Raw genomic sequence first — 22,279 nt, 5'->3', positions numbered from 1 at the left:
TATCTGAAGTTGCGATAAGCTCACCTAATGGCAAACATCTCGCTGAAACAGCTCCGCTATTTCGATGCGCTGGCCCGCTCCCTGCACTTCGGCCGCGCGGCGGAGGCCTGCGCCGTGACGCAGCCCGCGCTTTCGATGCAGATACAAGACCTTGAGCGCGAGCTTGGCGCGGTGCTGATCGAACGGACGCGAACCGGCGCGAAGCTCACGCGCGAGGGCGAGGAAACGGCCCGTCGCGTGGCATCGATCCTCGCTGCCGTTCGCGATCTTGAGACGGCTGCGCGGCAGGGGGACGCGCCTCTTTCCCATGCGCTCCGGCTCGGCGTCATCCCGACGGTTGCGCCGTATGTGCTTCCCCGCCTGTTGCCGGTGCTGCGCGAAAACCATCCCCACCTCGACATCGAGCTGCGCGAAAGCCAGACGCACCATCTCCTCGCCGACCTCGCGGGCGGGCGGCTCGATGCCGTGCTTCTGGCGCTCCCCGTCGATCTGCCCGACATCGAAACACTGCCGCTGTTCGAGGACGAGTTCGTGTTCGCCGTGCCCGAGAGCCGCCCGGAGCCGCAGGGCGCGCTCGCCTCGCCGGACATGTTCGACAACGAGCGCATCCTTCTCCTTGAAGAGGGCCATTGCCTGCGCGATCAGGCGCTCAGTGTCTGTTCGCTGAACCGCGCGGGCAAGCTGGACACGATGGGCACCACGAGCCTTTCGACGCTGGTGCAGATGGTGGCGGGCGGTTTCGGCGTGACGCTGCTGCCGCGCATGAGCCTCGACGTCGAGAGGCGGCCCGGCGTGCGACTGATGCGCTTTGCGCCGCCCGTTCCGCATCGAATTATCGGCCTCGCCTGGCGGACTTCCTCGCCGAAGAAAGCGGATTTCCGCGAGCTTGGGCGGATCGTGTCGGCGCTAACCCATAAAGGGATCCCCGAATCCGGCGCGCTGTGATTCCACCTCTCAAACGGAGGAGTTTCTCATGGGCGCTTCAATCCGACGGATTTCGAGTGGTCTGTGATCCGGCCTCTGCTGATCCGCCTTGGCTCCATGTATCTTGATGATCCGACCAAGGGCCGTTGGCGCCCAGGCGACAATGTCTTGCGCACTCGCCGCGTTGGTGCCGCCCGGTCGAACAACAGTCAGCCAACACCGTCACGGCGCCGTCTTCACATCCACATAAACCTTGCCGCCCATTTCCTTGAACTTCTCGCTCATCTCATCCATGCCCGACCGCGCGGCCATCTCGGGCGTCTCGTTCAGCTTCGCCGCGTAGTCGCGCACCTGCTGCGTGATTTCCATCGAACAGAATTTCGGTCCGCACATCGAACAGAAATGCGCGGCCTTATGCGCATCCTTCGGCAGCGTCTCGTCGTGCATGGCGCGGCTGCCCTCGGGGTCGAGGCCGAGATTGAACTGGTCCTCCCAGCGGAACTCGAAGCGCGCGCGCGAAATCGCGTTGTCGCGAAGCTGCGCGGCCGGGTGGCCTTTGGCGAGGTCGGCCGCATGCGCCGCGATCTTGTAGGCGATCACGCCCGCCTTCACGTCGTCGCGGTCGGGCAGGCCGAGATGCTCCTTCGGCGTGACGTAGCACAGCATCGCGGTGCCGAACCAACCGATCATGGCCGCGCCGATGGCGCTCGTGATGTGGTCGTGGCCCGGCGCGATGTCGGTGACGAGCGGCCCAAGCGTGTAGAACGGCGCCTCGCCGCACAGCGCGAGCTGCTTCTCGACGTTCACCTTGATCTTGTGCAACGGCACATGGCCCGGCCCCTCGATCATCACCTGGCAGCCCTTCGCCCAGGCCACCTTCGTCAACTCGCCGAGCGTCTCAAGCTCCGCGAATTGCGCGGCGTCGTTGGCGTCCGCGATGGAGCCGGGGCGCAGACCGTCGCCGAGCGAGAACGACACGTCGTAGCGGCGCATGATGTCGCAAATCTCGTCGAAGCGTTCGTAGAGGAAGCTCTCGCGGTGATGCGCAAGGCACCATTTCGCCATGATGGAGCCGCCGCGCGACACGATGCCGGTGACGCGCTTCGCCGAAAGCGGCACATAGCGCAGCCGCACACCCGCATGGATCGTGAAGTAGTCGACGCCCTGCTCGCATTGCTCGATGAGCGTGTCCTTGTAGACCTCCCAGTCGAGCTTGACGGGATCGCCATTCACCTTTTCGAGCGCCTGATAGATCGGCACGGTGCCGATGGGCACGGGCGCGTTTCGGATGATCCATTCGCGCGTCGTGTGGATGTTGCGGCCCGTGGACAGGTCCATCACCGTATCCGCGCCCCAGCGGATGGCCCACACCATCTTCTCCACCTCTTCCTCCACCGAGGAGGAGACGGCGGAATTGCCGATGTTCGCGTTCACCTTGGTGAGGAAGTTGCGGCCGATGATCATCGGCTCAAGCTCGGCGTGGTTCACATTCGCCGGGATGATGGCGCGGCCGCGCGCAACCTCGTCGCGCACGAAGTCCGGCGTAATGAACTCCGGGATCGCCGCGCCGAAGTTTTCGCCATCGGCGAGCGCTTCCTTGGCGCGCTCCAGCGCCGCCGTGCGACCGAGGTTCTCCCGGTTCGCGATGTAAACCATTTCTTCGGTGATCACGCCCGCGCGCGCCAGTTCGAGCTGCGTCAGCGGCTGGCCGTCAGCGGCGCGATAGACCGGATAGCGATGCGAAAATTGCCGCGCGCGATGGGCGTCGCCGACATTGCCATCGTCTTCGGGCTTTACGGCGCGGCCTTCGTAAGCCTCGACGGCACGATGCTTCACCCACGCGTCGCGGTGGCGGACGAGCCCCGCATGCACGTCGATCCGCGTGGCTTCGTCGGAATAGGGGCCGCTCGTGTCGTAGACGCGGAACGGCGGCTCACCCGAACTCTCATGCAGCGCGATCTCGCGGAACGGCACGCGCACGCCGGGCGCGGCCTCGGCAAAGACCTTGCGTGACCCCGGCAGCGAACCCGTCGTGACTCTCACCGGCTCAACCTTCTTCGGATCGATGGGCGCGTTCATGCGCTGTCTCCTTGCGTGATCGGGGGGTGAGTCGGGGGCCGCAAAGCGCAAGCGCGTTCGCAAAACGGGCGGCATGTCCGCAAAACCATTCCCTCCGCCGGTCCTAACCGGATCAGGTTCTATGGGTTGTCGCGCGGTACATGCTGGCCTAACGCTTCGCTGCTTCAGGCGTCTATTCGCCTAACGCTTCGCTAGTTCAGGCCATTTCAGCGCGATCTCAGCCGCATGCCTGCGGCCCCCCTTGGTATGACGGGATCATCGCTCGAAAGAGCCGCAATTGCAATTGAAGGAATCGAGAGGGGCTTGAGCGACGCCGGTCGCTTTTGAGCAACAGTTACGCTTTGAACGTCATTGGCGCTCAATCTCAGGTTGAAAACCCGGGGGGCGAGCCACAAAGCGCCGAGAATCAGCCGCCACGCTCAAGGATCGGCGCGCCAAAGGGGCTGGCGGCCTTCGCGTCAACGAAGTCATGGATTGATCGTCTCATGAAAAGAATTGCCTTATTCGCCGTCGCCACGGTTGCGCTGGCAGGTTGCGCCTCGAAGACGGAAACGCAGCCTTTGCAGGCCGCCGCCGTCGATACGACGAAGATGCCGCAATCGGGCATTTTCACGGTGAAAGACGTTGTGGTGACGGAGCAGGGGCCGGATACGCTGCGCCTCGCCGCCGCAACCACAAGCAAATTCACCTTCGCGGATTTGTCGGCGGTGGTCTGGTGCCGCGCCCGCGAGGAAGCCGCCGCGCGCAAATATGATGGCTGGTATCAGGATGGCATTCAGGAGGTATCGAACGGCGAGGGCCAGCCGCAGGTTGCCATCGCGACCGCGCGCTATTTCAAGGGCAAGCCGCCTGAGGGCAAGAAGACACTGAAGAACGAGAAGAGCCCATGCCACAGCGTGCCGGCCGCCGCGAAGGTCAAGGTTTAGGCCGTTCTTCCAAAAGCGCCGCTGGAACGTGAACGAACGTGCGCCTTCCAGCGGCGCAGCTTGTTATCCGTCAGTGGAGGCGTGCCTGTTAGGGCAAGGCTTTCGCGAGTCGCCCTTCCGAGCGCTACCTGACAGCACCAATTCAAGCTTCGGCTTGACTCGCACCGTCTTCGTTCGGCAACAGACCGGGCAGGCGCGGCACCTGCACGCCAATCATGCTTTCGCGCGTGACGAGGGCGGCAAGATCTTCCTCCGAAAAGCTTTCGGTTCCGGCTGGCCGCATCGGCAGAACGACGTAGACATGGTCCGCCGCCGCATCGTGGACGCGGACCTCGACATAGCTCGGAATGTCCGTGCCGAATTCGGCGAGAACCTGACGCGGTTCGCGGACGGCGCGGCTTCTGTAGGCCGCACCCTCGTACCATGCGGGCGCGCGTCCAAGAAGCGCTCGCGGGTAGGACACGCCGAGCGAGGATACGACGAGATTATGCAAATGCGGCGTATTTTCCACGACGATGAGGCGCCCCGGCCCCGCATCGCAGTCGAGTTCGCGCGCGGCGACATTCGCATTTTCGAAAAGGCGCGCCTTGAAGGCGGGGTCGATCCAGGCGCGCGCGATGAGCCTTGCGCCATAGGCCGGTGAGCCTGCATCGAGCGCTTCGACGGCGCGCTGGATGTCGACGGCCTTGATAAGACCCTTCGCGATGAGGAGTTCGCTCAACGCCGCTTCGAGGGCCTCGTAATAGCCGAGCGGCGCCGCCTTCGGCGTTGTCGCAAGCGCCCGTGACGTTGAACCCTGCTCAGGCGCGGCGCTTCCGCCGACCCGGCGCAACCCTACGATACCAAGGAAGTTGATCATCGGTCTTGTCTTTCGGATTGAGCGTCAGCCAGTGCTCGAACAGCTCGATTTCGAGCGTATCGCTCGGCGGCCCCTTGTATTCGGGCCAGAGGTCGACCTGCCGGAACTGCACCCGATAGAGCATTTTCTTCGGCGTGAAGCGGCCGTAGGCGATATCGTCGGGATTGAAGAATTCGCCGAGCGGACGCGAGATCGTGCCTTTCGCGCCCATAACGTAGCGCGGCGTGCGCGTGTAGGCTGGGCCGATCACCCTGCGCACATGGACGGTGTTGCCTTTGCCGAAGCGCGGCTGGCTACCCATGACGACCGGCAACGTGGAGGGCGCCACGGGCACGAGCACCGCAGGCGTTCCCGCTTCTGACGAAGCGTCGGCCGGGCTTTCGGTTTCGGTGACGCTTCCCTCGCTCATGGTCGTGTCGGTCATGGCCGCCCCTGTTTCGAGATCGCATCCAGCGCATCCGCCAGCTCGTCGCCCGTGATCGCGCCGCGTTCGAGCAGCGCATTCGCGAGCGCCACGACCGCGCGTTCGTGGTAGGTCGCGCCCTCGGCGGCGGCGTTCTCGATGCGACGGCGAATTTCGTCCGGTGTGAACAGTCCGCGCGCGGGATGCTGCACGAGCGTGACGAGCGCCTCGACGCGATCGTGCCAAGGCAGCGATTCGTGCCCGGCAAACTCGATCGCGCCAGCGGGCGAACCGCCGATATCGTTCTGTTTTCTTGGAGCTTCTTGCATGGGAAACGGCCGCGATGACGGTTTGGTGAACGATGCCTACGGTATAGCAAGACGTTCCGCGAAATGCAAAACTCAACTTTAACGGGCACCGTGAGGCCGGGTATTGCATGGCGCGAGCGAAGCGGCGCGGCGGACCGGGCGAGGTTAGACGCCGTTATATTCCGCCCAGCAATCGGGCGTTTCAAAAACGCGCACGGTGGTGAGTTGCGGCAGCGCGTCCGCGACACGGTCCCAGATCCATGCGGCGATGTTCTCGGCGGTGGGATTCTCCAGCCCTTCGACTTCGTTCAGATAGTAATGATCGAGCCGCTTCAGGAGCGGGCCGAACGCCGCCTCGATGTCGAAGAAGTCGACGACGAACCCGGTTTCCGGATCGACGGGCCCTTCAAGCTGAAGCTCGACCCGATAGGAATGTCCATGCACCCGACGGCAGGGATGGGTGTCCTTGACGAAGGGCAGGCGGTGAGCCGCCTCGAATCGGAACGACTGCGTAACTTTCATCGAAAAAATGCTCTCAACTGCGGATGGCGCGACGACGCGCCGCCTCCTTATAACTCATGCAGCGGCAAACGGCGCAAGGTCTCAGGCGAATTCGGCCATGTTGCCGACTCGTTCTCTGGAACGAATCGGAGACACTCGCGGCCTTGGATCGCGTCAAGGCTTATATGGCGCCGCGAAAAAGAATGTCGGCGCCTGCTACGGGAAAAGCTGCGTCTTGGTCCACCCGTCGTCGCGGTTCTCCCGCCGGAACACGATTCGGTCGTGCAGGCGATATTGGCGGTCGTGCCAGAACTCGATTTCCAGCGGCACCACGCGGAAGCCGGACCAGTAGGGCGGCCGCTTCGGCTCAATGCCTGCGAACAGCTTCCCGAAATGCTTGACGGCCTCGCCCAGCGCCGCGCGACTTTCGAGAGGGCGCGATTGTTTGCTTGCCCATGCGCCGATGCGGCTGCCAAGCGGCCGCGAGGCGAAGTAGGCGTCGGCCTCCTCCGCGCTGACCTGGTCGACAAGCCCGCGCACGCGCACCTGACGGCGCAGCGACTTCCAGTGAAAAAGAAGCGCCGCCTGCGGATTCGCCAGAAGCTCGCGCCCCTTGGTGCTTTCGAAATTCGTATAGAACACGAAGCCGCGCTCATCGACGCTCTTCAGCAGCACCATGCGGACGTTCGGCATGCCGCCCGCGTCGGCCGTCGCCACGGTCATCGCGTTGGGATCGTTCGGCTCGCTGCGCTCGGCTTCCTTGAGCCAGGCATCGAAAAGAGGCAGGGGATCGCTCGCCTGCGTGAAATCGCCGTCAGTCGTAGAGGTCATGTTCCGGTCCGGTTTGATCGCAGACGCGCCCGGCTTGATGCTCCCCGGGAACCGCGCGAGCACAACCGCCCGCGCCGCGTTACGACGGCCGACCCTATCGCGACATTGCCTTCCAAGCTATCACTTTACGCGAGCGGCTTAATGTGTAGGATGCGTGACCGTTAATATCGGGGAACAGACGTGGTCCAGACAGCACCTTTGATGAGCGGAAAACGCGGCCTGATCATGGGCATCGCAAACAACCGGTCCATTGCCTGGGGGATCGCCAAGGCTGCTGCGGATCAGGGCGCGGAGCTGGCGTTTACCTATCAGGGCGATGCCTTGAAGAAGCGCGTGGAGCCCTTGGCGGCCGAAGTCGGCGTGAAGCACGTCCTGCCTTGCGACGTGACGGACGACGCCTCGGTCGATGCGGTTTTCGAGCGTCTCAAGGAAGATTGGGGGAGCCTCGATTTCGTGGTGCATGCGGTCGCCTATTCCAACAAGGAAGAGCTCGACGGCCGCTATGTCGATACGACGGCTGACAATTTCTCGAAGACGCTGCTCATCTCCTGTTACTCTTTCACAGCGATAGCGAAGCGCGCCGAGAAGCTGATGACCAACGGCGGCTCGCTCCTCACGCTCACCTATTACGGCGCCGAAAAGGTCATGCCGCACTATAATGTGATGGGCGTGGCGAAGGCCGCGCTCGAAGCGAGTGTGCGCTATCTCGCGGAGGATCTCGGCCGCCAGCAGATCCGCGTGAACGCGATCTCCGCCGGGCCGATCAAGACGCTCGCCGCGTCCGGTATCGCCGACTTCCGCTACATCCTGAAGTGGAACGAATACAACTCGCCGCTTCGCCGGACGGTTTCCATCGAAGATGTCGGCGGCGCGGGGCTCTATCTTCTGTCCGATCTCAGCAAAGGGGTAACGGGAGAGGTGCATCATGTCGACGCGGGCTATCACGTCGTCGGCATGAAAGCGGAGGATGCTCCCGATATCGCCGCGATTCAGTCCAATAGCTAGGTTTAGGTAAAGCTGGCTTTAGGCGGGCGCGCTCGCCGATGTGGCGCGAGGTGAGTCATGGAACCGTTCAAGGCGCTGACCCTGGTGACGGCAGTCGCTGTCGTTTCGCTTGTCACGGCGGGCGCGGCGGGGTTCTACGCGGGCTATTCCGCGGGCCGGGGCAATCTCGAAGAGATCAAGACCTATCTCGCCGAAGCGCCGGTTACCATTGCGGCGGGGCCCGGTGGATCCGCTGTTTCACTGAAGCCCGTCACCGATGAAATCCGCGCCCTGTCCCGCCAACTTGACGGCGTGAAGGCCGATGTCTCGCAGATGCATGCGGTCGCGGCGTCTCCGGCTCCAGTCGCGCCGGACTATTCCGACACGCTGACGGATATCCGCGAGCAGGTTCGCGGCCTCGCGCTCAAGATGGACAAGCAGGAGCCGAAAGCGCCGAAAGTTCTCGTGGAAGAAATCCGCTCGTTGAACGAGGCCGTTCAGGCGCAGGATAGCGGCACGAAAAAGGTTGTCGAGGAAGTCCGCGCGGGCTTCGCTTCGCTTCAGAACGCAGAACAGAAAGCACCGAAGGTTCTGGTGGAGGAGGTTCGCGCGATTTCGGCCACGATCAGCGCGCAGGCGGCCAAGCCGCAGGCTTCCGTGGTCGATCGGATCAAGATCCTTCAGGCGTCGATCGAGTCGCTGAACGCCCGGCTCGCAAGCGGACAAGGTGGAGGCGCCGCCTCGGATGGCGCCGATCTCGCGCAGATCCGGCAACTTCTCCTTGCCGCGACGGAGCAGTTCAGCAGGTGCCAGACGCAACTGGCGTCATACTCCGCGCCGGTCGCACAGTCGGTGAGCGCGCCGGCTGCAACCGCGATTTCGGTTTCGCCGAACGCGCGTCAGGAGCCCGCCGCCGTCGTTTTCTACGACAACGTCATGCTGAAGAAGGATCAGGAAAAGCAGTATGACGAAATCGGCGTGCGCCTGGCACTTCAGGCCATCGGACCGAAGCAGGTCAAGGTGGCGGTAAACCGGCAGGGCTTCGGGCTGGCCTTCGGCGAGCGGAAGGTTTTCCGCAGTCAGGACGTCGAGTGCGAGATCAACCTGATGGAAACGAACCTCAACGAAGCGCAGGCGCGCGTCAGCCTGTCCTGCAAGCGCTGACAGCTGACATGCCCCTTATCTATTTCATTCGTCACGGCCAGACCGATTATAACGCCGCGCGCCGCGTGCAGGGTTGGCTCGATATCCCGATCAACGCCACCGGACGCGTGCAGGCGCTGCGCAATGGCGGCGTGCTCAACGAGCTGATCAGCGACAAGACGCGGCTCGATTTCATCTCCAGTCCGCTGCTTCGAACGCGTGAGACGATGGAAATCATGCGCGCCGCGATGGGGCTGCCCACAGCCGGATACCGGATGGACGATCGCCTGAAGGAGATCGGTTTCGGCGAATGGGAAGGCATGACCCATGAGGAAATCGACGCGATTGCGAAAGATCTCCACGACAGCGTGCAGGCGGATCGCTGGAACAAGGCCCCGCCCGGCGGGCAATCGTTTCGCGACTACACGGCGCAGGTGCTGTCGTGGCTCGCCGAGCTGGAACGGGATACCGTTGTCGTCGCGCACGGAGGAACAAGCCGCGTCGTGCGCGCGCATTTCATGAAGCTCGGTCCAGTCGACATGCACAAGCTCGACGTTCCGCAGGACAAGGTGCTGCTGATAGAGGGCGGCGCGCTGCACTGGCTTTGACCGGCGGCGATGAGCGCGCTTGCACTGGGCGCCTCGCATTGAAACAGTTCGGTGCCGACGTTAATTAGCGCGAGAGCATTACCGCTCCTGACGGGGCGAGGAGCAGACATGTCCTACAACACCTTCGGCCATATGTTCCGCGTAACGACCTGGGGCGAAAGTCACGGCCCCGCCATCGGCTGCGTGATTGACGGCTGCCCGCCCGGCATTCCGTTGACCGAGGCCGACATCCAGCCGTTCCTCGACAAGCGGCGCCCCGGCCAATCGCGCTTCACCACGCAGCGGCAGGAAGAGGACCGCGTGCGCATTCTCTCGGGCGTGTTCCCGAACGAGGCGGGCGTGCAGGTGACGACGGGCACGCCCATCGCGCTCGAAATCCAGAACACTGATCAGCGCTCGAAGGACTATTCCGACATCAAGGACAAGTTCCGCCCCGGCCACGCGGACTTCACCTATATCGAGAAATACGGCATCCGCGATTATCGCGGCGGCGGGCGGTCATCGGCGCGCGAGACGGCGATGCGGGTCGCGGCGGGCGCGGTCGCGCGGAAGGTGGTGCCGGGCATCGTGATACGCGGCGCGCTCGTGCAGGTCGGCGCGGAGCAGATCGACCGCGCGCGCTGGGACTGGGCCGAGGTCGACCGCAACCCGTTCTTCGCGCCTGACGCAGGGATCGTCGAGCGCTGGACGGCCTATCTCGACGGCGTGCGCCAGGCGGGTTCGTCCTGCGGCGCGGTGGTGGAAGTGGTCGCGGAAGGGGCGCCCGCGGGTCTCGGCGCACCGCTCTATGGCAAGCTCGATCAGGACATCGCCGCCGCCTTCATGAGCATCAACGCCGTCAAGGGCGTGGAAATCGGCGAAGGCTTCGCATCTGCCGCTCTTTCGGGCGAAGACAATGCCGATGAAATGCGCATCGGTCCGGACGGCGCGCCGGTTTTCCTCTCGAACCACGCGGGCGGCATCCTCGGCGGCATCTCCACGGGCCAGCCTATCGTCGCGCGTTTCGCCGTGAAACCAACCTCTTCGATTCTCACGCCGCGCCGCACCATAGACGCGCAGGGCCACGAGACGGAAATCCTCACCAAGGGGCGGCACGATCCTTGCGTTGGGATCCGCGCGGTGCCGGTCGGGGAAGCGATGATGGCCATCGTTCTGGCGGACCACTGGCTCAGGCATCGCGCGCAGACGGGGGACCGGCGAAGCGAGACTGCTTAACCGCCTTCCCGCAGCGCCTCCGGTGCGTTAAGATAGCGTTAACACGGGTGGCCAATGGAGCGAATTTTGACATTTGAGTCACGGTTGCTGGAAGCTCTCGCTCAATGTCAAATTCAGAAGCTCCGCCAGCGCCCGTTCCGATCAGATGGCGCAGCCATCGGTAAAGCCTGATCGGATCCGGCTCCAGGTCATAGAGTTGCCGCTGGTCCTTGTGATTCCGACATTTTCGCGAGGGCGCTGCAAGCGGAGGCAAATGTCGGGATCAGACCACTAGTCAAGCGGGTGAGTCTCATGGCGCGGCGGCCAGACCTTCCGGATTATTTGCAGGATGGGTTCATCCTGTCTTATTCGCGGTCCGACGCACCGCGCTTCCACGTGCTTGCCTTCATCTCGGCGGCGACGTTCGCGGCGTGGCTGACATGGGGCTACGAAATTCTTTCGATCACGGCGATTCTCGCGGGGTGCTCGGCGTATTATTTCTTTCCGTTCACGGAGAGCCGCCCGCGTCTCGGCGCGAACCAGTACGGCCTGTTCGTCGACGGACTCGGCCTCATCGCCTGGCGCTCTGTCGGCGAATTGACGTTCGTCTCCTTTTCCGTGCGCACGCTCGACATGGAAGAGCTTCACATCAAGCTGCGGGAGCCGCTCGGCCGCTCGCTCATCGCGGACTGGCGGCGGCTGCCGATCTGGCGCCTTCTCATGCGCCTGCCGTGGAAGATGGGGCACGACGGCATCATCCGCATCAACCTCCAGCCGTTCGAGCCGCCCGGCGAGGAGATCGCCAAGACGATGGAGCGGATGTGGAAGTTTTATCGGTAGGCGAATGTGAAATTTTTATGATGATAACACCTGCTGATTTTACATCGACCTGCTTAATTTTTATTGACCTGCTGAATTTGATATGGCCTGCTGCCCTATAGATTGAGGGAGATTCGCATGACGACAGGCTTAGATCGCATAATACAAAACCATGACCGTTCTCTTGAGGAAAGCTGGACACCAAACGAAGGATTTAAGTATTCTCGCTATGCAATTTCAAATTTGCGTGGAGGAATCGGAAAATCCACGATATCGTTTAATCTAGCATATACATTTTCAAGGCAGATGAGCACTCTTGTATTGGATCTTTGCCCCCAAAGAAATCTTACTGAATCAATTACTCGTAGCAAAAATCTTTCTGTCACAATTGCCGATGCAATGCGCCCAAAAGTACTTGGACCAGCGTTTGGCGTTACCCCTGAGGATATTTCATATCGTCTAAGCAAGCTAAATGATAATTTTAAAGGGGGCAAAAAAAGTTATCTCGTAGCAGGAGATGGAGACTTGTTCTCATTTCCTTCCTCTCTTTACCAGCAATTGCAGCAAGCAATGGCGGCATCTAACAAAAAAGCCGTTAAAAATATCTTGCTTAGTCTGGGTGAAATAATAAACGCGGAAATGGAAGATAAATCGTGTTCTGTGTGTCTCATGGACTGCAGCCCTTTTTACGCAGGAGCAACACACTTAGCTTGGTGCGCCTCTGACGCAATAATTATTCCTGTTCGAGTCGATGAGCATTCGATAGATTCGCTTGAACTTACACTCAAAATGTTGGCTGACAAAGACAGTGACTATAATATGTGGTCGGATAGAGCTGGTGGCCTTCCTTCGCCGAAAATTGCAGCGATTGTCATGACAATGGTCGGTGCTCGCAGCCCAAAGAAGGGCGTGAAGGATCTCGCATCGCGCATGTACGTTGAGCGAGCCTATAATATTACAGCAAAATATCCACAGTTATTTGATTATAATGATCCCGCAGATGCCTTTGCCATTACAGATGATTTCATGTCCGCTGGCCGCATAAGCGGCGCGCAGTCAATACCAATACCGATGCTTCAGGTTGGAACCTTCACAACAATTGACGGAAAGAGGCTTCAAGTAAATAAGTCTCAGGTAAAATACAAACGAGAGTTAGAATATCTAACTGATATACTTTAATCAACCGCCTCCCTAGCGCGTATCGATGACAGAGGTATGAGCACTTTTTAATTTCCCCGCTACACATGAATCCCCGGAAACAGCGTCGAGAACGCGACCTGCTCGGCGGTGAGGTGCTGCTCGGGCGCGCGGTCGGCGGCGGCGCCGTTTCCTTTCGCCGCCGTGTCGGGGAAGAGCTGGAACAGCACGCTGTTGACAAGCAGGCCGAGCCGGGGCGCGGTCGCGCCGACGAGGCCGCCGAACACGCCGAGGCCTGTGGCCACGCGCGCCGGGCGATGCATGATCGCTTCGGCCAGCATCTCCGCCGCCTGATCCGGCGTCAGCACGGCGGCGTGGTCGTAGATCTTCGTCGGCGAGATCATCGGCGTGCGCACGAGCGGGAAGTTCACCACCGTGAAATGAACGCCCTTCTCGAAATACTCGGCCGCCGCCGCGCGCGTCCAGGCTTCGAGCGCGGCTTTTGAGGCGATATAGGCCGAGAAGCGCGGCGCGCTCGTCAGAACGCCGATGGACGAAATGTTGATGACATGCGCGTCGCCCTTCTCCGCCATCGACGGCAGGAGGCCGAGCGTCAGCCGAACCGCGCCGAAATAATTCACCTGCATGGTGCGTTCGAAATCGTGCATCCGGTCGCAGGAATCGGCGACAGCGCGCCGGATCGAGCGGCCCGCGTTGTTGATGAGCACGTCGACGCGCGCATGCTCGCCGAGCACCTGCTTCACCAGCGCGTCGCATTGATCGGCGTGCGTCACGTCGGCGGCGTAGGTGTGGAGCGTAAGCCCCTTCGCGGCGGCTTCCTCGCGCGCGGCTTCGAGCTTCACCGGATCGCGCGCGACGATCAGCACGGTTGCGCCCGCGCCCGCGAGCTTCATCGCCGTGGCCTTGCCGATGCCGGACGAGCCGCCGGTGATGAGCACGACCTTGCCCGCCAGCTTCTTGCGCAGCGTCTTCGCCGTCATGAGATCGGGATCGAGCTTGCGCTCCCAGTAGTCCCAGATCGCGGCGGCGTAATCGTCGAGGCGCGGCACCGTAATGCCTGCCGGTTCGAGGATCGCCTGCGTCTCGCTCGAATCGAAGCGCGTGGGGTAATTGAGGAAGGTGAAGACGTCCTTCGGCAGCGCGAGTTCCTTGCGAAGCGCGGCTTGCAGGCGGCGCAGCACCGGCATCGACGACAGCCCCGCCTTGAGGCCCGGCGGAACGAGGCGCAGGAGCCCCACATTGACGCGCATGCTGATGTCGGGCGCGTGGCCCGCATGGGCGAAGATGTTCATCACGTCGCCGACGCGATGCGGATGCGGGTCGGTCAGGTGGAAGGCGCGGCCGTCGAGCCCCGGCTGATGCGCGATATGGTCGAGGGCTGCGACGACGAAATCGACGGGCACGATGTTGATGCGCCCGCCTTCGAGGCCGACGAGCGGCATCCATGGCGGCACAGCGCCCCGAATTTTCTTGATGAGGCCGAAGAAGTAATAAGGCCCGTCGATCTTGTCCATTTCGCCGGTCTTCGAATCGCCCACCACGATGCCCGGCCGGTAGACGCGCCACGGCACCGAGCATTCGCGGCGCACGACGCCCTCGGATTCGTGCTTGCTCGCGTAATAGGGGTGATCGAGACCGCGCGCTTCCTCGAACATGTCCTCGCGGAACGTGCCTTCATAGAGGCCCGCGGCGGCGATGGAACTCATTTGGTGGAAGTGCCGCGCGCCGAGCGTTTCCGCGAAGCGGACCGCATTGCGCGTGCCCTCGATGTTGGTGCGCATCTCGATTTCGGCGTCGGCGTCGAGATCGTAGACGGCGGCGAGATGGAAGATATGGTCCACCTTGCCCTTCAGCCCGCGCGTGTCCTTGGCCGACACGCCGAGGCTTGGCTTCAAGAGATCGCCCTGGACAGCCACGGCACGCTTCGCCGTTACCCCCCAATATCCGCGAAGGGCATCCGCCCGTGCCGGGTCCGGGCTGCGCATCAGAAAGTAGACGGTCGCATCGGTCCGGGACAACAACGTCTTGACGAGCCGCTTGCCGATGAAGCCGCTCGCCCCCGTGACGAAATAGATCATGGAACCCTCCCTCGGACGCGGCATGTTCCCCCGCCGTCGCCCGCTCCACTAAATAATTAGGCAGAACGGCCTAGAGTGTTTTGATTGAGGTCAATCGACTTTCAGGCCGCGCACATTACAATACGAATACATAAGACCATTCGCATAGCGAAGGGAATGGGAGGATAAAATGGGAAAGAAACTCAACGAACTCGCCGGCGACGGCAGCGAAACCCACCTCGTTCAGACGATCCGCGATTCCGCCGCGAACATCTGGCTCGCGGGCCTCGGCGCATTCGCCAAGGCGCAGGAAGAAGGCGGAAAGCTCTTCGAAGCGCTGGTGAAGGAAGGCGAGGCGGTGCAGAACCGCACGTCGAAGCAGGCGCAGGAAGCCATCGGCGACGTGAAGTCGAAGGCGACCGGCACCTGGGACAAGCTCGAACAGGTTTTCGTCGACCGCGTCGCCCGCGCGCTGCACAGCCTCGACGTGCCGACGAAGCACGACATCGACGCGCTCTCGAAGCGGGTCCATGAACTCACGAAGGTGGCTGAAAAGCTTTCGGCGAAACTCGACGAGGACAGCGACGGCGGCAAGACCGGAGAAGCCGCCGAGGATGCCTCGAAGCCGGCCACCAAGAAGGCATCGCCCCGCGCGCATTCCTGATGCGCCATGGCCATTAAAACCGGAAGCGTCCGCGCCGAGCCGCCGCGGACGGGCGTTGCGCTCGCGGGCGGAGGCCCTCTCGGCGGCATTTATGAAGTCGGCGCGCTCGTCGCGCTCGACGAGACGATCTGCGGCCTTCGCCTGACAGAGTGCGACGTCTATGTCGGCGTGAGCGCGGGCGCGTTTTTCGCGGCCGGGCTCGCGAACGGCCTCACGCCGCGCGACATGCATGAGCTTTTCATAGAGACCGACCGCGCCGACGACCCTTTTGAGCCGGAAGTTCTCATGAGACCGGCGTTCGGCGAGTATGCCAAACGCCTCGCGATGCTGCCGCCGCTGTTCGCGTCGGCGGTCGCCGATTATATGCGCGGCACGAATCGGCGCCGCGTGGTGGAATCGTTCCAGCGGCTTGCGCAGGCGCTGCCGGGCGGTCTTTTCGACAGCACGCCCATCCGCGATTATCTGCAAAGGCTCGCCGCCGTTCCCGGCCACACGGACGATTTCCGCGAGTTGAAGCGCAAGCTTTACATCGTCGCCACCGATCTGGACCGCTCCGAACTCGTGACCTTCGGCGCGGAAGGCTTCGACCATGTGCGCATTTCGAGCGCGGTGCAGGCGAGCGCTGCGCTGCCGGGCTTCTTTCCGCCGGTCCTGATCGACGGCCGCTATTATGTCGACGGCGCGCTGCAAAAGACGCTTCACGCCTCAGCCGCGCTTCGGGACGGCGTGCGCCTCCTGTTCGCGATCAATCCGCTCGTGCCGTTCAAGGCGGACGATCCGCATCCGGATGTCGACATCAAGAGCCTCGCCGAGGGCGGTTTCGTCACCATCATGTCGCAAACCATCCGATCACTCATCTATTCGCGCATGAAGGTCGGCATGGACCGCTACCGGCACGAATATCCCGAGGCCGACATCGTCCTGTTCGAGCCGCGCCGCGACGACGCCACGATCTTTTTCAGCAACGTCTTCAGCTATGCGGACCGGCGGCGGCTGTGCGAGCACGCCTATCAGCAAACCCGGGCCGATCTTCGCGCGCGGGCATCGAAGTTGAAGCCGATTCTCGCAAGGCATGGGCTTTCGCTGAACGAGGCGGTGCTGCGCGACACGAGCCTCACGCTTCTGCCGCCGGAAAACATCGGCGGGCGCCTCGGCACGGCCTTGCAGGACTTGACGGACGCGCTGGCGAGGCTAGAACCCGCGCTTCGCGCCGCAGACGGGCCGTAGGAGCGGCCCGCGATGGAGCGCAAGCCGAAACGCCAGACGCGCGAACGCATCCGCAACGCCGCGCTTCTGCTTTTCAACCGGTTCGGCGAGCCCAACGTGACGCTTTCCGCCATCGCCGCCGATGTCGGCATCAGCCACGGCAATCTGCAATATCACTATCCCTCGAAAGAAAAGATCGTCGACGATCTGGTTCACGATTTTCTCGTGGAGATCGAACCGACATTCGCGCTGCCTGAAGGCCGGCCCGTCGAGGCGGACGACCTTTGGCTTTTTCTGCATCTCACATTCGAGACGATCCTTCGGCACCGCTTCCTGTATCGCGACCTGATCGAGCTTCTGTCCCGCCACCGGGTCATCGAAAAGCAGATCCGGCGCGTGATCGAGGAGCAGACGCGCACGGCTGAAGCGCTTCTCTCCGGCCTTGCGGAGACGGGCGCGCTCGGTGTAGACGCCACCGAGACGCACGCATTGGCCGAGCGCATGGCGTTTGTCGCGACGTGGTGGCTGTGTCACGCTTACGTTCTCAACCCCCGCGCCGAGCCGGACGGCGACACGCTGGCCAGAGGCGTGGCGCGCTGTCTTTCTCTGGCTGGGCCATACTTGCGCGAAGAGGAGCGCGCTCATTTCGACAAGCTTTCAGGGCACTATATAAAAAAGGGAGGAAACAAAAATGATGGCGAAAAAAACAAAGTGGAAGCGCTACGAAGGTGAAACATTCGAATATTCAAGTCAGTTGCTGAAAAAGAACTGGGCGCGGCTGCATCGCGGCGACCGCGAGCCGTTTCCGGACGCGACGTTCGTGAAAGCGCATGCCGCCCTTGCATCGGACGGAGACGCGGGCGACACGGCGGCGATCCTTCAAGATGCATGGCGGGCGTATCATCGGGGCGATTTCGAGGACGCTTTCATGCTGGGCGGATCGCTCGGCCTGATCGGCGCGAACGTGGCGAACAAGGCCGAGAACATCCAGGCCACCTATCTCGAACGCGATCACGACGCGAAGCTCGCGCTGTTTCTCGATGTCGTCCACCGTGCGGAAGCCTTGCAGAAGGCCGCGCCGAACCTCGCGAACGCCTGGTATCTCTATGCGCAGGCGCTCGGCCGCTACAGCCAGGGCATCTCGGTCGCGAAGGCGCTGGCGGAAGGCCATGGCGGCAAGATCAAGGCGGCGCTGGAACGCGCGCTCGCGATCGAGCCGAAGCACGTGGATGCGCATATCGCGCTCGGCGCCTTCCATGCGAACGTCGTGAACAAGGTCGGCGGCATGGCGGCCCGCCTCACCTTCGGCGCGACCAAGGACGCCGCGCTTGAGCATTACGAGGCCGCGCTGAAGCTTGCGCCCGATTACGCCGTTGCGCACATCGAGTGCGCGAACGGGCTCGCGATGCTGTTCGGCAAGGCGAAGCTCGCCGAGGCGACGCAGCACTACGAGCAGGCGGCGGGTTTCGAGCCCGTCGACGCGATGGAGTGGCTCGACGTGGAACTCGCGAAGGCGGAGATCGCGGACTGATGGACGGGGGCGGCGCTGTTTTCCGGAAGGCGCCGCCGCTTCCTTTGGAGGGCGGCGCCGCTTGCCACATGACAGCCCGAAATCACAGCGTAGGGTGACGCCGAAGCTGACCGGAGGGACGCATGGCCGAGGCAAGGCGCATCTTTATCGTCGCGGGCGAACACTCGGGCGACGTGCTGGGCGCGAAGCTCATGGAAGCGCTGAAGGCGCTGGCGGGCGAAGGCGCGTTCGAGTTCGCGGGCGTCGGCGGCGAGCGCATGCACGAGGCGGGACTCGCCTCGATCTTCCCGCTGTCGGACGTCGCCGTGATGGGACCGGTCGCGATTCTCGCGCGGCTGCCGAAGCTCGTGCGGCGCGTCTGGCGCGCGGTGGACGCCGCGCTCGCCTATAATCCGCATGCCGTCATCATCGTCGACAGCCCGGAATTCACACATCCGATCGCGAAGCGTATCCGCCGCCAGCGGCCCGATATCCCGATTGTGGATTATGTCAGCCCGAGCGTGTGGGCGTGGCGGCCCGGGCGCGCGAAAAAGATGCGGCCCTATGTGGATCACCTGCTTGCGCTCCTGCCGTTCGAGCCCGCCGCGCATGAGCGGCTCGGCGGCCCGCCGTGCTCCTATGTGGGCCATCCGCTGATCGAGCGCGCGCCGTGGATCGACAGTCTCGACACAGATCGGTTTCGCTCGCGCCTCGGCATCGCGCCGGGCAAACCTGTGCTGCTCGCGCTTCCGGGCAGCCGCACGTCCGAAGTGTCGCGCCTGATGCAGCCGTTCGGCGAAACGGTGCTGGCGCTCGGCCAGAAGATCGGGCCGTTCTCCATGCTGCTGCCCGCCGTGCCGCATGTGCGCGGCATGATCGAGGAAGCCATCGCGGGCTGGCCGAACAAGCCGCACCTTCTCGAAGGCGACGAGGACAAGTTCACCGCGTTCCGGCTCGCGGATGCGGCGCTGGCGGCGTCCGGCACGGTGACGCTCGAACTCGGCGTAGCGGGAACGCCGATGGTGGTCGCCTATCGCGTCGATCCGTTCGCCGCGCAGCTTCGCTTCCTGCTCAAGGTGCATTCGGTGGTGCTGGCGAACCTTGTGCTCGGCGAAAACGCATTCCCCGAATTGCTTCAGGAGGATTGCACCGCACCGAAGCTCGCCGATGCGCTCGCACCGCTGCTCTGCGGCGACACGCCGGAGCGCGCGGCGCAACTCGCCGCGCTGGCAAGGATCCGCGAGCGCATGTTCCTCACGCAAGGCACGCCAAGCGCGAAGGCGGCAGAGGTTGTGCTGTCCGTGCTCGACGGCGCACCCGCCCGCGCCGCCGCAGCGTAACGCGACGCTATCTTACGTAAGCCGGAGCCGTGCGCAGAAGCGCAAGATAGCGTGGAAGCACGGCTTCCCAGGTGAGCGTCTCAACCCTCTCGCGGGCCGCATTTCCAAGCGCCGCCCGCAATTGCGCATCGTCGATGAGACGCGCCAACGCATCGCGCACCGCGCCCGCGTCCGCGCCGTCCACCAGAAGTCCGGTCTCGCCGTCGAGCACGGCGTCCGGCGCGCCGCCTTCGCGCCCCGCGATGCTCGGCAGCGAAAACCAGGCCGCTTCGAGATAGACAAGCCCATATCCCTCGACGGAAGCGGCCTCGCGCCTTGCTGGCATCGCGAAAATGTCGGCGACTGACAACAGGGCGGACCTGCGCACCTCGTCCACCGCGCCCGTGAACACGACGCGGTCCTGAACGCCAAGCTCGCTCGCGAGGCTTTCCAGTCGCGGCCGGTCGGCACCGTCGCCGACCACGGTGTAGCGCGCCTGCGGCAGGTCGGGCAGCGCGCGGATGACCATGTCCATGCCCTTGCGCGGCTCAAGCCGACCGACGCTGACGATGTGATTTCCATGCCGGGCCGCCTCTTCCGTCGGGCCGGGGCGGCGAACGGGCAAGTTCACGACCTGAATATCGGGATGCTGCCCCGCCAGCAGCCCGGCGGTGTAACGGGAATTGGCGGCCACGCTGTGCGCGCGCTCAAGCGCGACGCGCAGGCGCTCGCCCCGTTTCCCATCGCGGCGAAGCGCTTCGTTGCCATGCGCGAACACGAATGCCGCGCGGGAGCCGTCCGGCAGCGCCTCAAGCGACTTCCAGCTGTCCGCGATGATTTCGGGATTTTTCATCGCCGCCAGCGCGCGCGATTTTCGCCAGCGCCGCCACGGACGCGGCCCGCCGAAACGCTTCACCTCGAACGGCCAGGCGGGTTCGGGCGCGCCGCCGCGGATTCGATCGGCCAGCACCGTGACCGGCTCGCCCGCCTCGTGCAGTGCCCGCGCGAGTTGGCCCATCAACGTTTCGATCCCGCCGATGTCGGGCGGGAAGCACTGCGTCAGGAGTACGATCATCCGGGCACTCCGCAAGGGGCAGGTTGAAGGCGAAAGCCGGGCGGCGAAGCGATGCCTATGCCGCGCCTGTCGATCCTTCTCAGATCGCGGCGGCCTGGGCAATCGTTGAATGGCGGGCGGCACGGCTTGCCCACGAAAAGGCGTGGATCGTCGGGTGGTACTCCGGCGGGTTTCGGCCAGGAGTCTGATATGGTGCGCGCGGAGAGGATCGAACTCCCGACCGTCCCGGTGTAAACGGGATGCTCTACCGCTGAGCTACACGCGCGGAGAACGCAAGCGCGCCCCGGCGGGGACGCGCCGCACCTCCATAGACAACGAACCGGCCCGGATTCGTCAAGCCTTTCTTCCGTAGGGGGCGCGAAATCGGCCTCAACCCCCGAAAGCGGTCTGATACAGCAGCACCGCGTTCAGCAACAGGATGACGGCCGCGCCGGTCAAAGCCGCGATCTTCGTCATGCGCCCATTGGCGAAGCGGCCCATCAGCTTGCGGTCGCTCGACAGCACGATGAGGGCGATCATGGGGAAGGGCAGCGCGAGGCTCAGGACTACCTGGCTCATCACGAGCGCCTCGGTAGCGCCGACGCCCAGCGCGACGATGGCGAAGGCCGGCACCATGGTCACGAGGCGGCGCAGCCAGATCGGGATGCGGCGGCGGAAGAAGCCCTGCATGATGACCTGCCCAGCCATGGTGCCGACCACGGAACTCGATACGCCCGAGGCCAGCAGCGAGACGAGAAACGCGGTCGCGGCTGCGCCGCCGAGCAGCGGCGTCAGCATGTGATAGGCGGTCTCGATCTCGGCGACGTCCGAATGCCCCGCGTTGAATGCCGCCGCCGCCATGATCACCATCGCCATGTTGACGACGCCTGCCGCCGCCAGCGCGATCATCACTTCGCGGTTCGAGAAGCGGAGCACGCGTTCGCGCTCTGCGTCGGAGGTGAGCACGCCTCGTGACTGCGTCAGCGCGGAGTGCAGGTAGATTGCATGCGGCATGACGGTCGCGCCGACGATGCCGACCGCGATCAGCAGCGCGTCCGCGTCGACGATCTGCGGCGTCACAAGGCCCGCCGCCGCCCCGCCCCAGTTTACGGGCGCGATGAACAGTTCGACGACATAGCAGACGCCGATGACGGCGACGAACATGCCGATCACGAGTTCGACGCGCCGGAAGCGCTCGCCGTTGAACATGAGGATGCCATAGGTGATGACAGCGGTCGCCGCCATGCCGGTTACGAGCGACAGGCCGAACAGCAGCGAGAAGCCGATGGCGCCGCCGAGGAATTCGGCAAGGTCGGTGGCGATGGCCGCGATTTCGCTCACGATCCACATCACAAGGGCGAGCGGCCACGGAAAACGGTCGCGCGAGAGTTCGGCGAGGTTGCGCCCGGTGACGATGCCGAGCTTCGCGGACATCGCTTGAAAAAGCATCGCGATGAGGTTCGCCGAGAGCACCACCCACAGGAGCGTATAGCCGTATTTCGCGCCCGCCTGGATGTTGGTCGCGAAGTTGCCGGGGTCGATATAGGCGATCGAGGCGACGACGGCGGGGCCGGTGAACAGCCACCCGGTGACAAGCCTCCCGCGCTTTCCGGCGATGGCTTCCCTCAGCGCAGCATGCGACATGCCGCCGGAAGCGGGCGCATTATCGATCGGAAATGATGCGTCGGAAGCCATTCATCTCTCCCCCTATGAAGTATAGCTTATGCTATAC

General features: G+C 63.4%; 22 protein-coding genes, 1 tRNA gene and 1 riboswitch. Of the genes, 13 read left to right on the top strand and 10 right to left on the bottom strand.

Features of this window, described 5'->3' with window-relative positions:
• The first annotated feature begins 27 nt into the window (after window positions 1–27).
• The gene (locus KKP04_RS00665) at window positions 28–945 is read left to right on the top strand and encodes a hydrogen peroxide-inducible genes activator (protein ID WP_215025042.1); all 918 of its coding nucleotides are present in this window, start codon (window positions 28–30) and stop codon (window positions 943–945) included.
• 201 nt (window positions 946–1,146) lie between these two features.
• Here KKP04_RS00665 and thiC read toward each other — a convergent pair whose 3' ends face one another.
• The gene (gene thiC / locus KKP04_RS00660) at window positions 1,147–3,003 is read right to left on the bottom strand and encodes a phosphomethylpyrimidine synthase ThiC (protein ID WP_215025039.1); all 1,857 of its coding nucleotides are present in this window, start codon (window positions 3,001–3,003) and stop codon (window positions 1,147–1,149) included.
• Between the two features lie 71 nt (window positions 3,004–3,074).
• A riboswitch (TPP riboswitch) is annotated at window positions 3,075–3,255 on the bottom strand.
• 233 nt (window positions 3,256–3,488) lie between these two features.
• On the opposite strand from thiC, the gene KKP04_RS00655 reads away from it, so the two are divergent.
• Window positions 3,489–3,929, top strand: coding sequence for a lipoprotein (locus KKP04_RS00655; protein ID WP_215025036.1), 441 nt, complete (start codon window positions 3,489–3,491; stop codon window positions 3,927–3,929).
• 142 nt (window positions 3,930–4,071) lie between these two features.
• Here the strand turns inward: KKP04_RS00655 and KKP04_RS00650 are convergent, their stop codons facing one another.
• The 5 genes from KKP04_RS00650 to pdxH all read right to left on the bottom strand — a co-directional run bounded on the left by KKP04_RS00650 (window position 4,072) and on the right by pdxH (window position 6,831).
• Complete coding sequence (locus tag KKP04_RS00650; RefSeq protein ID WP_215025033.1) at window positions 4,072–4,788, bottom strand: nitrile hydratase subunit alpha; 717 nt, start codon at window positions 4,786–4,788, stop codon at window positions 4,072–4,074.
• Complete coding sequence (locus KKP04_RS00645; RefSeq protein WP_215025030.1) at window positions 4,730–5,212, bottom strand: SH3-like domain-containing protein; 483 nt, start codon at window positions 5,210–5,212, stop codon at window positions 4,730–4,732. Before KKP04_RS00645 ends, KKP04_RS00650 begins: the two co-directional genes overlap by 59 nt.
• Entirely contained in the window at window positions 5,209–5,520 is a 312-nt protein-coding gene (locus KKP04_RS00640) for an SH3-like domain-containing protein (RefSeq protein ID WP_215025027.1), read from the bottom strand. Before KKP04_RS00640 ends, KKP04_RS00645 begins: the two co-directional genes overlap by 4 nt.
• Before the next feature lie 144 nt (window positions 5,521–5,664).
• Entirely contained in the window at window positions 5,665–6,021 is a 357-nt protein-coding gene (queD, locus tag KKP04_RS00635; protein WP_215025024.1) for a 6-carboxytetrahydropterin synthase QueD, read from the bottom strand.
• A 195-nt stretch (window positions 6,022–6,216) separates the two neighbouring features.
• On the bottom strand, window positions 6,217–6,831 hold the full coding sequence (pdxH, locus tag KKP04_RS00630; protein WP_215025019.1) for a pyridoxamine 5'-phosphate oxidase: 615 nt from the start codon (window positions 6,829–6,831) through the stop codon (window positions 6,217–6,219).
• Window positions 6,832–7,011: 180 nt separating this feature from the next.
• Between pdxH and fabI the strand changes: the two genes are divergently transcribed.
• The 6 genes from fabI (at window position 7,012) to KKP04_RS00600 (ending at window position 12,758) form a co-directional block, all read left to right on the top strand.
• The gene (gene fabI / locus KKP04_RS00625) at window positions 7,012–7,836 is read left to right on the top strand and encodes an enoyl-ACP reductase FabI (RefSeq protein WP_371818673.1); all 825 of its coding nucleotides are present in this window, start codon (window positions 7,012–7,014) and stop codon (window positions 7,834–7,836) included.
• Window positions 7,837–7,893: 57 nt separating this feature from the next.
• Window positions 7,894–8,979, top strand: a complete 1,086-nt coding sequence (locus tag KKP04_RS00620; protein ID WP_215025013.1) for a hypothetical protein — start codon at window positions 7,894–7,896, stop codon at window positions 8,977–8,979.
• A gap of 8 nt (window positions 8,980–8,987) precedes the next feature.
• On the top strand, window positions 8,988–9,566 hold the full coding sequence (locus KKP04_RS00615) for a histidine phosphatase family protein (RefSeq protein ID WP_215025010.1): 579 nt from the start codon (window positions 8,988–8,990) through the stop codon (window positions 9,564–9,566).
• Between the two features lie 108 nt (window positions 9,567–9,674).
• Window positions 9,675–10,781, top strand: coding sequence for a chorismate synthase (gene aroC / locus KKP04_RS00610; RefSeq protein WP_215025008.1), 1,107 nt, complete (start codon window positions 9,675–9,677; stop codon window positions 10,779–10,781).
• Between the two features lie 291 nt (window positions 10,782–11,072).
• Window positions 11,073–11,600 carry a hypothetical protein gene (locus tag KKP04_RS00605; RefSeq protein ID WP_215025005.1) on the top strand — a complete coding sequence of 176 codons (528 nt, stop codon included), beginning with the start codon at window positions 11,073–11,075 and terminating at the stop codon, window positions 11,598–11,600.
• Window positions 11,601–11,717: 117 nt separating this feature from the next.
• Entirely contained in the window at window positions 11,718–12,758 is a 1,041-nt protein-coding gene (locus KKP04_RS00600; RefSeq protein WP_215025002.1) for a ParA family protein, read from the top strand.
• A 59-nt stretch (window positions 12,759–12,817) separates the two neighbouring features.
• On the opposite strand, the gene KKP04_RS00595 is transcribed toward KKP04_RS00600, so the two are convergent.
• Entirely contained in the window at window positions 12,818–14,815 is a 1,998-nt protein-coding gene (locus tag KKP04_RS00595; protein ID WP_215024999.1) for an SDR family oxidoreductase, read from the bottom strand.
• Between the two features lie 169 nt (window positions 14,816–14,984).
• Here KKP04_RS00595 and KKP04_RS00590 point away from each other — a divergent pair, with 169 nt between their 5' ends.
• The 5 genes from KKP04_RS00590 (at window position 14,985) to lpxB (ending at window position 19,514) form a co-directional block, all read left to right on the top strand.
• Window positions 14,985–15,458 (top strand): phasin family protein, encoded by a 474-nt coding sequence (locus tag KKP04_RS00590; protein WP_215024994.1) that lies wholly within the window; start codon window positions 14,985–14,987, stop codon window positions 15,456–15,458.
• Window positions 15,459–15,464: 6 nt separating this feature from the next.
• Window positions 15,465–16,685: a patatin-like phospholipase family protein gene (locus KKP04_RS00585; RefSeq protein WP_215024990.1), complete on the top strand. Its 1,221-nt coding sequence runs from the start codon at window positions 15,465–15,467 to the stop codon at window positions 16,683–16,685.
• Between the two features lie 12 nt (window positions 16,686–16,697).
• Window positions 16,698–17,396 (top strand): TetR/AcrR family transcriptional regulator, encoded by a 699-nt coding sequence (locus KKP04_RS00580; protein ID WP_215024988.1) that lies wholly within the window; start codon window positions 16,698–16,700, stop codon window positions 17,394–17,396.
• On the top strand, window positions 17,356–18,195 hold the full coding sequence (locus tag KKP04_RS00575; RefSeq protein WP_215024985.1) for a hypothetical protein: 840 nt from the start codon (window positions 17,356–17,358) through the stop codon (window positions 18,193–18,195). The genes KKP04_RS00580 and KKP04_RS00575 overlap by 41 nt, the downstream gene beginning before the upstream one ends.
• A 122-nt stretch (window positions 18,196–18,317) precedes the next feature.
• A complete protein-coding gene (gene lpxB, locus KKP04_RS00570; protein WP_215024983.1) occupies window positions 18,318–19,514 on the top strand; it encodes a lipid-A-disaccharide synthase in 1,197 nt (398 codons plus the stop codon).
• A gap of 7 nt (window positions 19,515–19,521) precedes the next feature.
• On the opposite strand, the gene KKP04_RS00565 is transcribed toward lpxB, so the two are convergent.
• The 3 genes from KKP04_RS00565 to KKP04_RS00555 form a co-directional block, all read right to left on the bottom strand.
• A complete protein-coding gene (locus KKP04_RS00565) occupies window positions 19,522–20,568 on the bottom strand; it encodes a glycosyltransferase family 4 protein (RefSeq protein ID WP_215024981.1) in 1,047 nt (348 codons plus the stop codon).
• A 190-nt stretch (window positions 20,569–20,758) separates the two neighbouring features.
• Window positions 20,759–20,833 (bottom strand) — tRNA-Val (locus KKP04_RS00560).
• A 104-nt stretch (window positions 20,834–20,937) separates the two neighbouring features.
• Complete coding sequence (locus KKP04_RS00555) at window positions 20,938–22,242, bottom strand: Nramp family divalent metal transporter (RefSeq protein ID WP_215024979.1); 1,305 nt, start codon at window positions 22,240–22,242, stop codon at window positions 20,938–20,940.
• Window positions 22,243–22,279: the final 37 nt, after the last annotated feature.

The sequence above is a fragment of the Rhodomicrobium sp. Az07 genome (genome assembly GCF_018619475.1).
GTDB lineage: Bacteria > Pseudomonadota > Alphaproteobacteria > Rhizobiales > Rhodomicrobiaceae > Rhodomicrobium.
The sequence above is the reverse complement of the archived record's forward strand: the minus strand, read 5'-3'. Positions and strand labels throughout refer to the sequence as shown.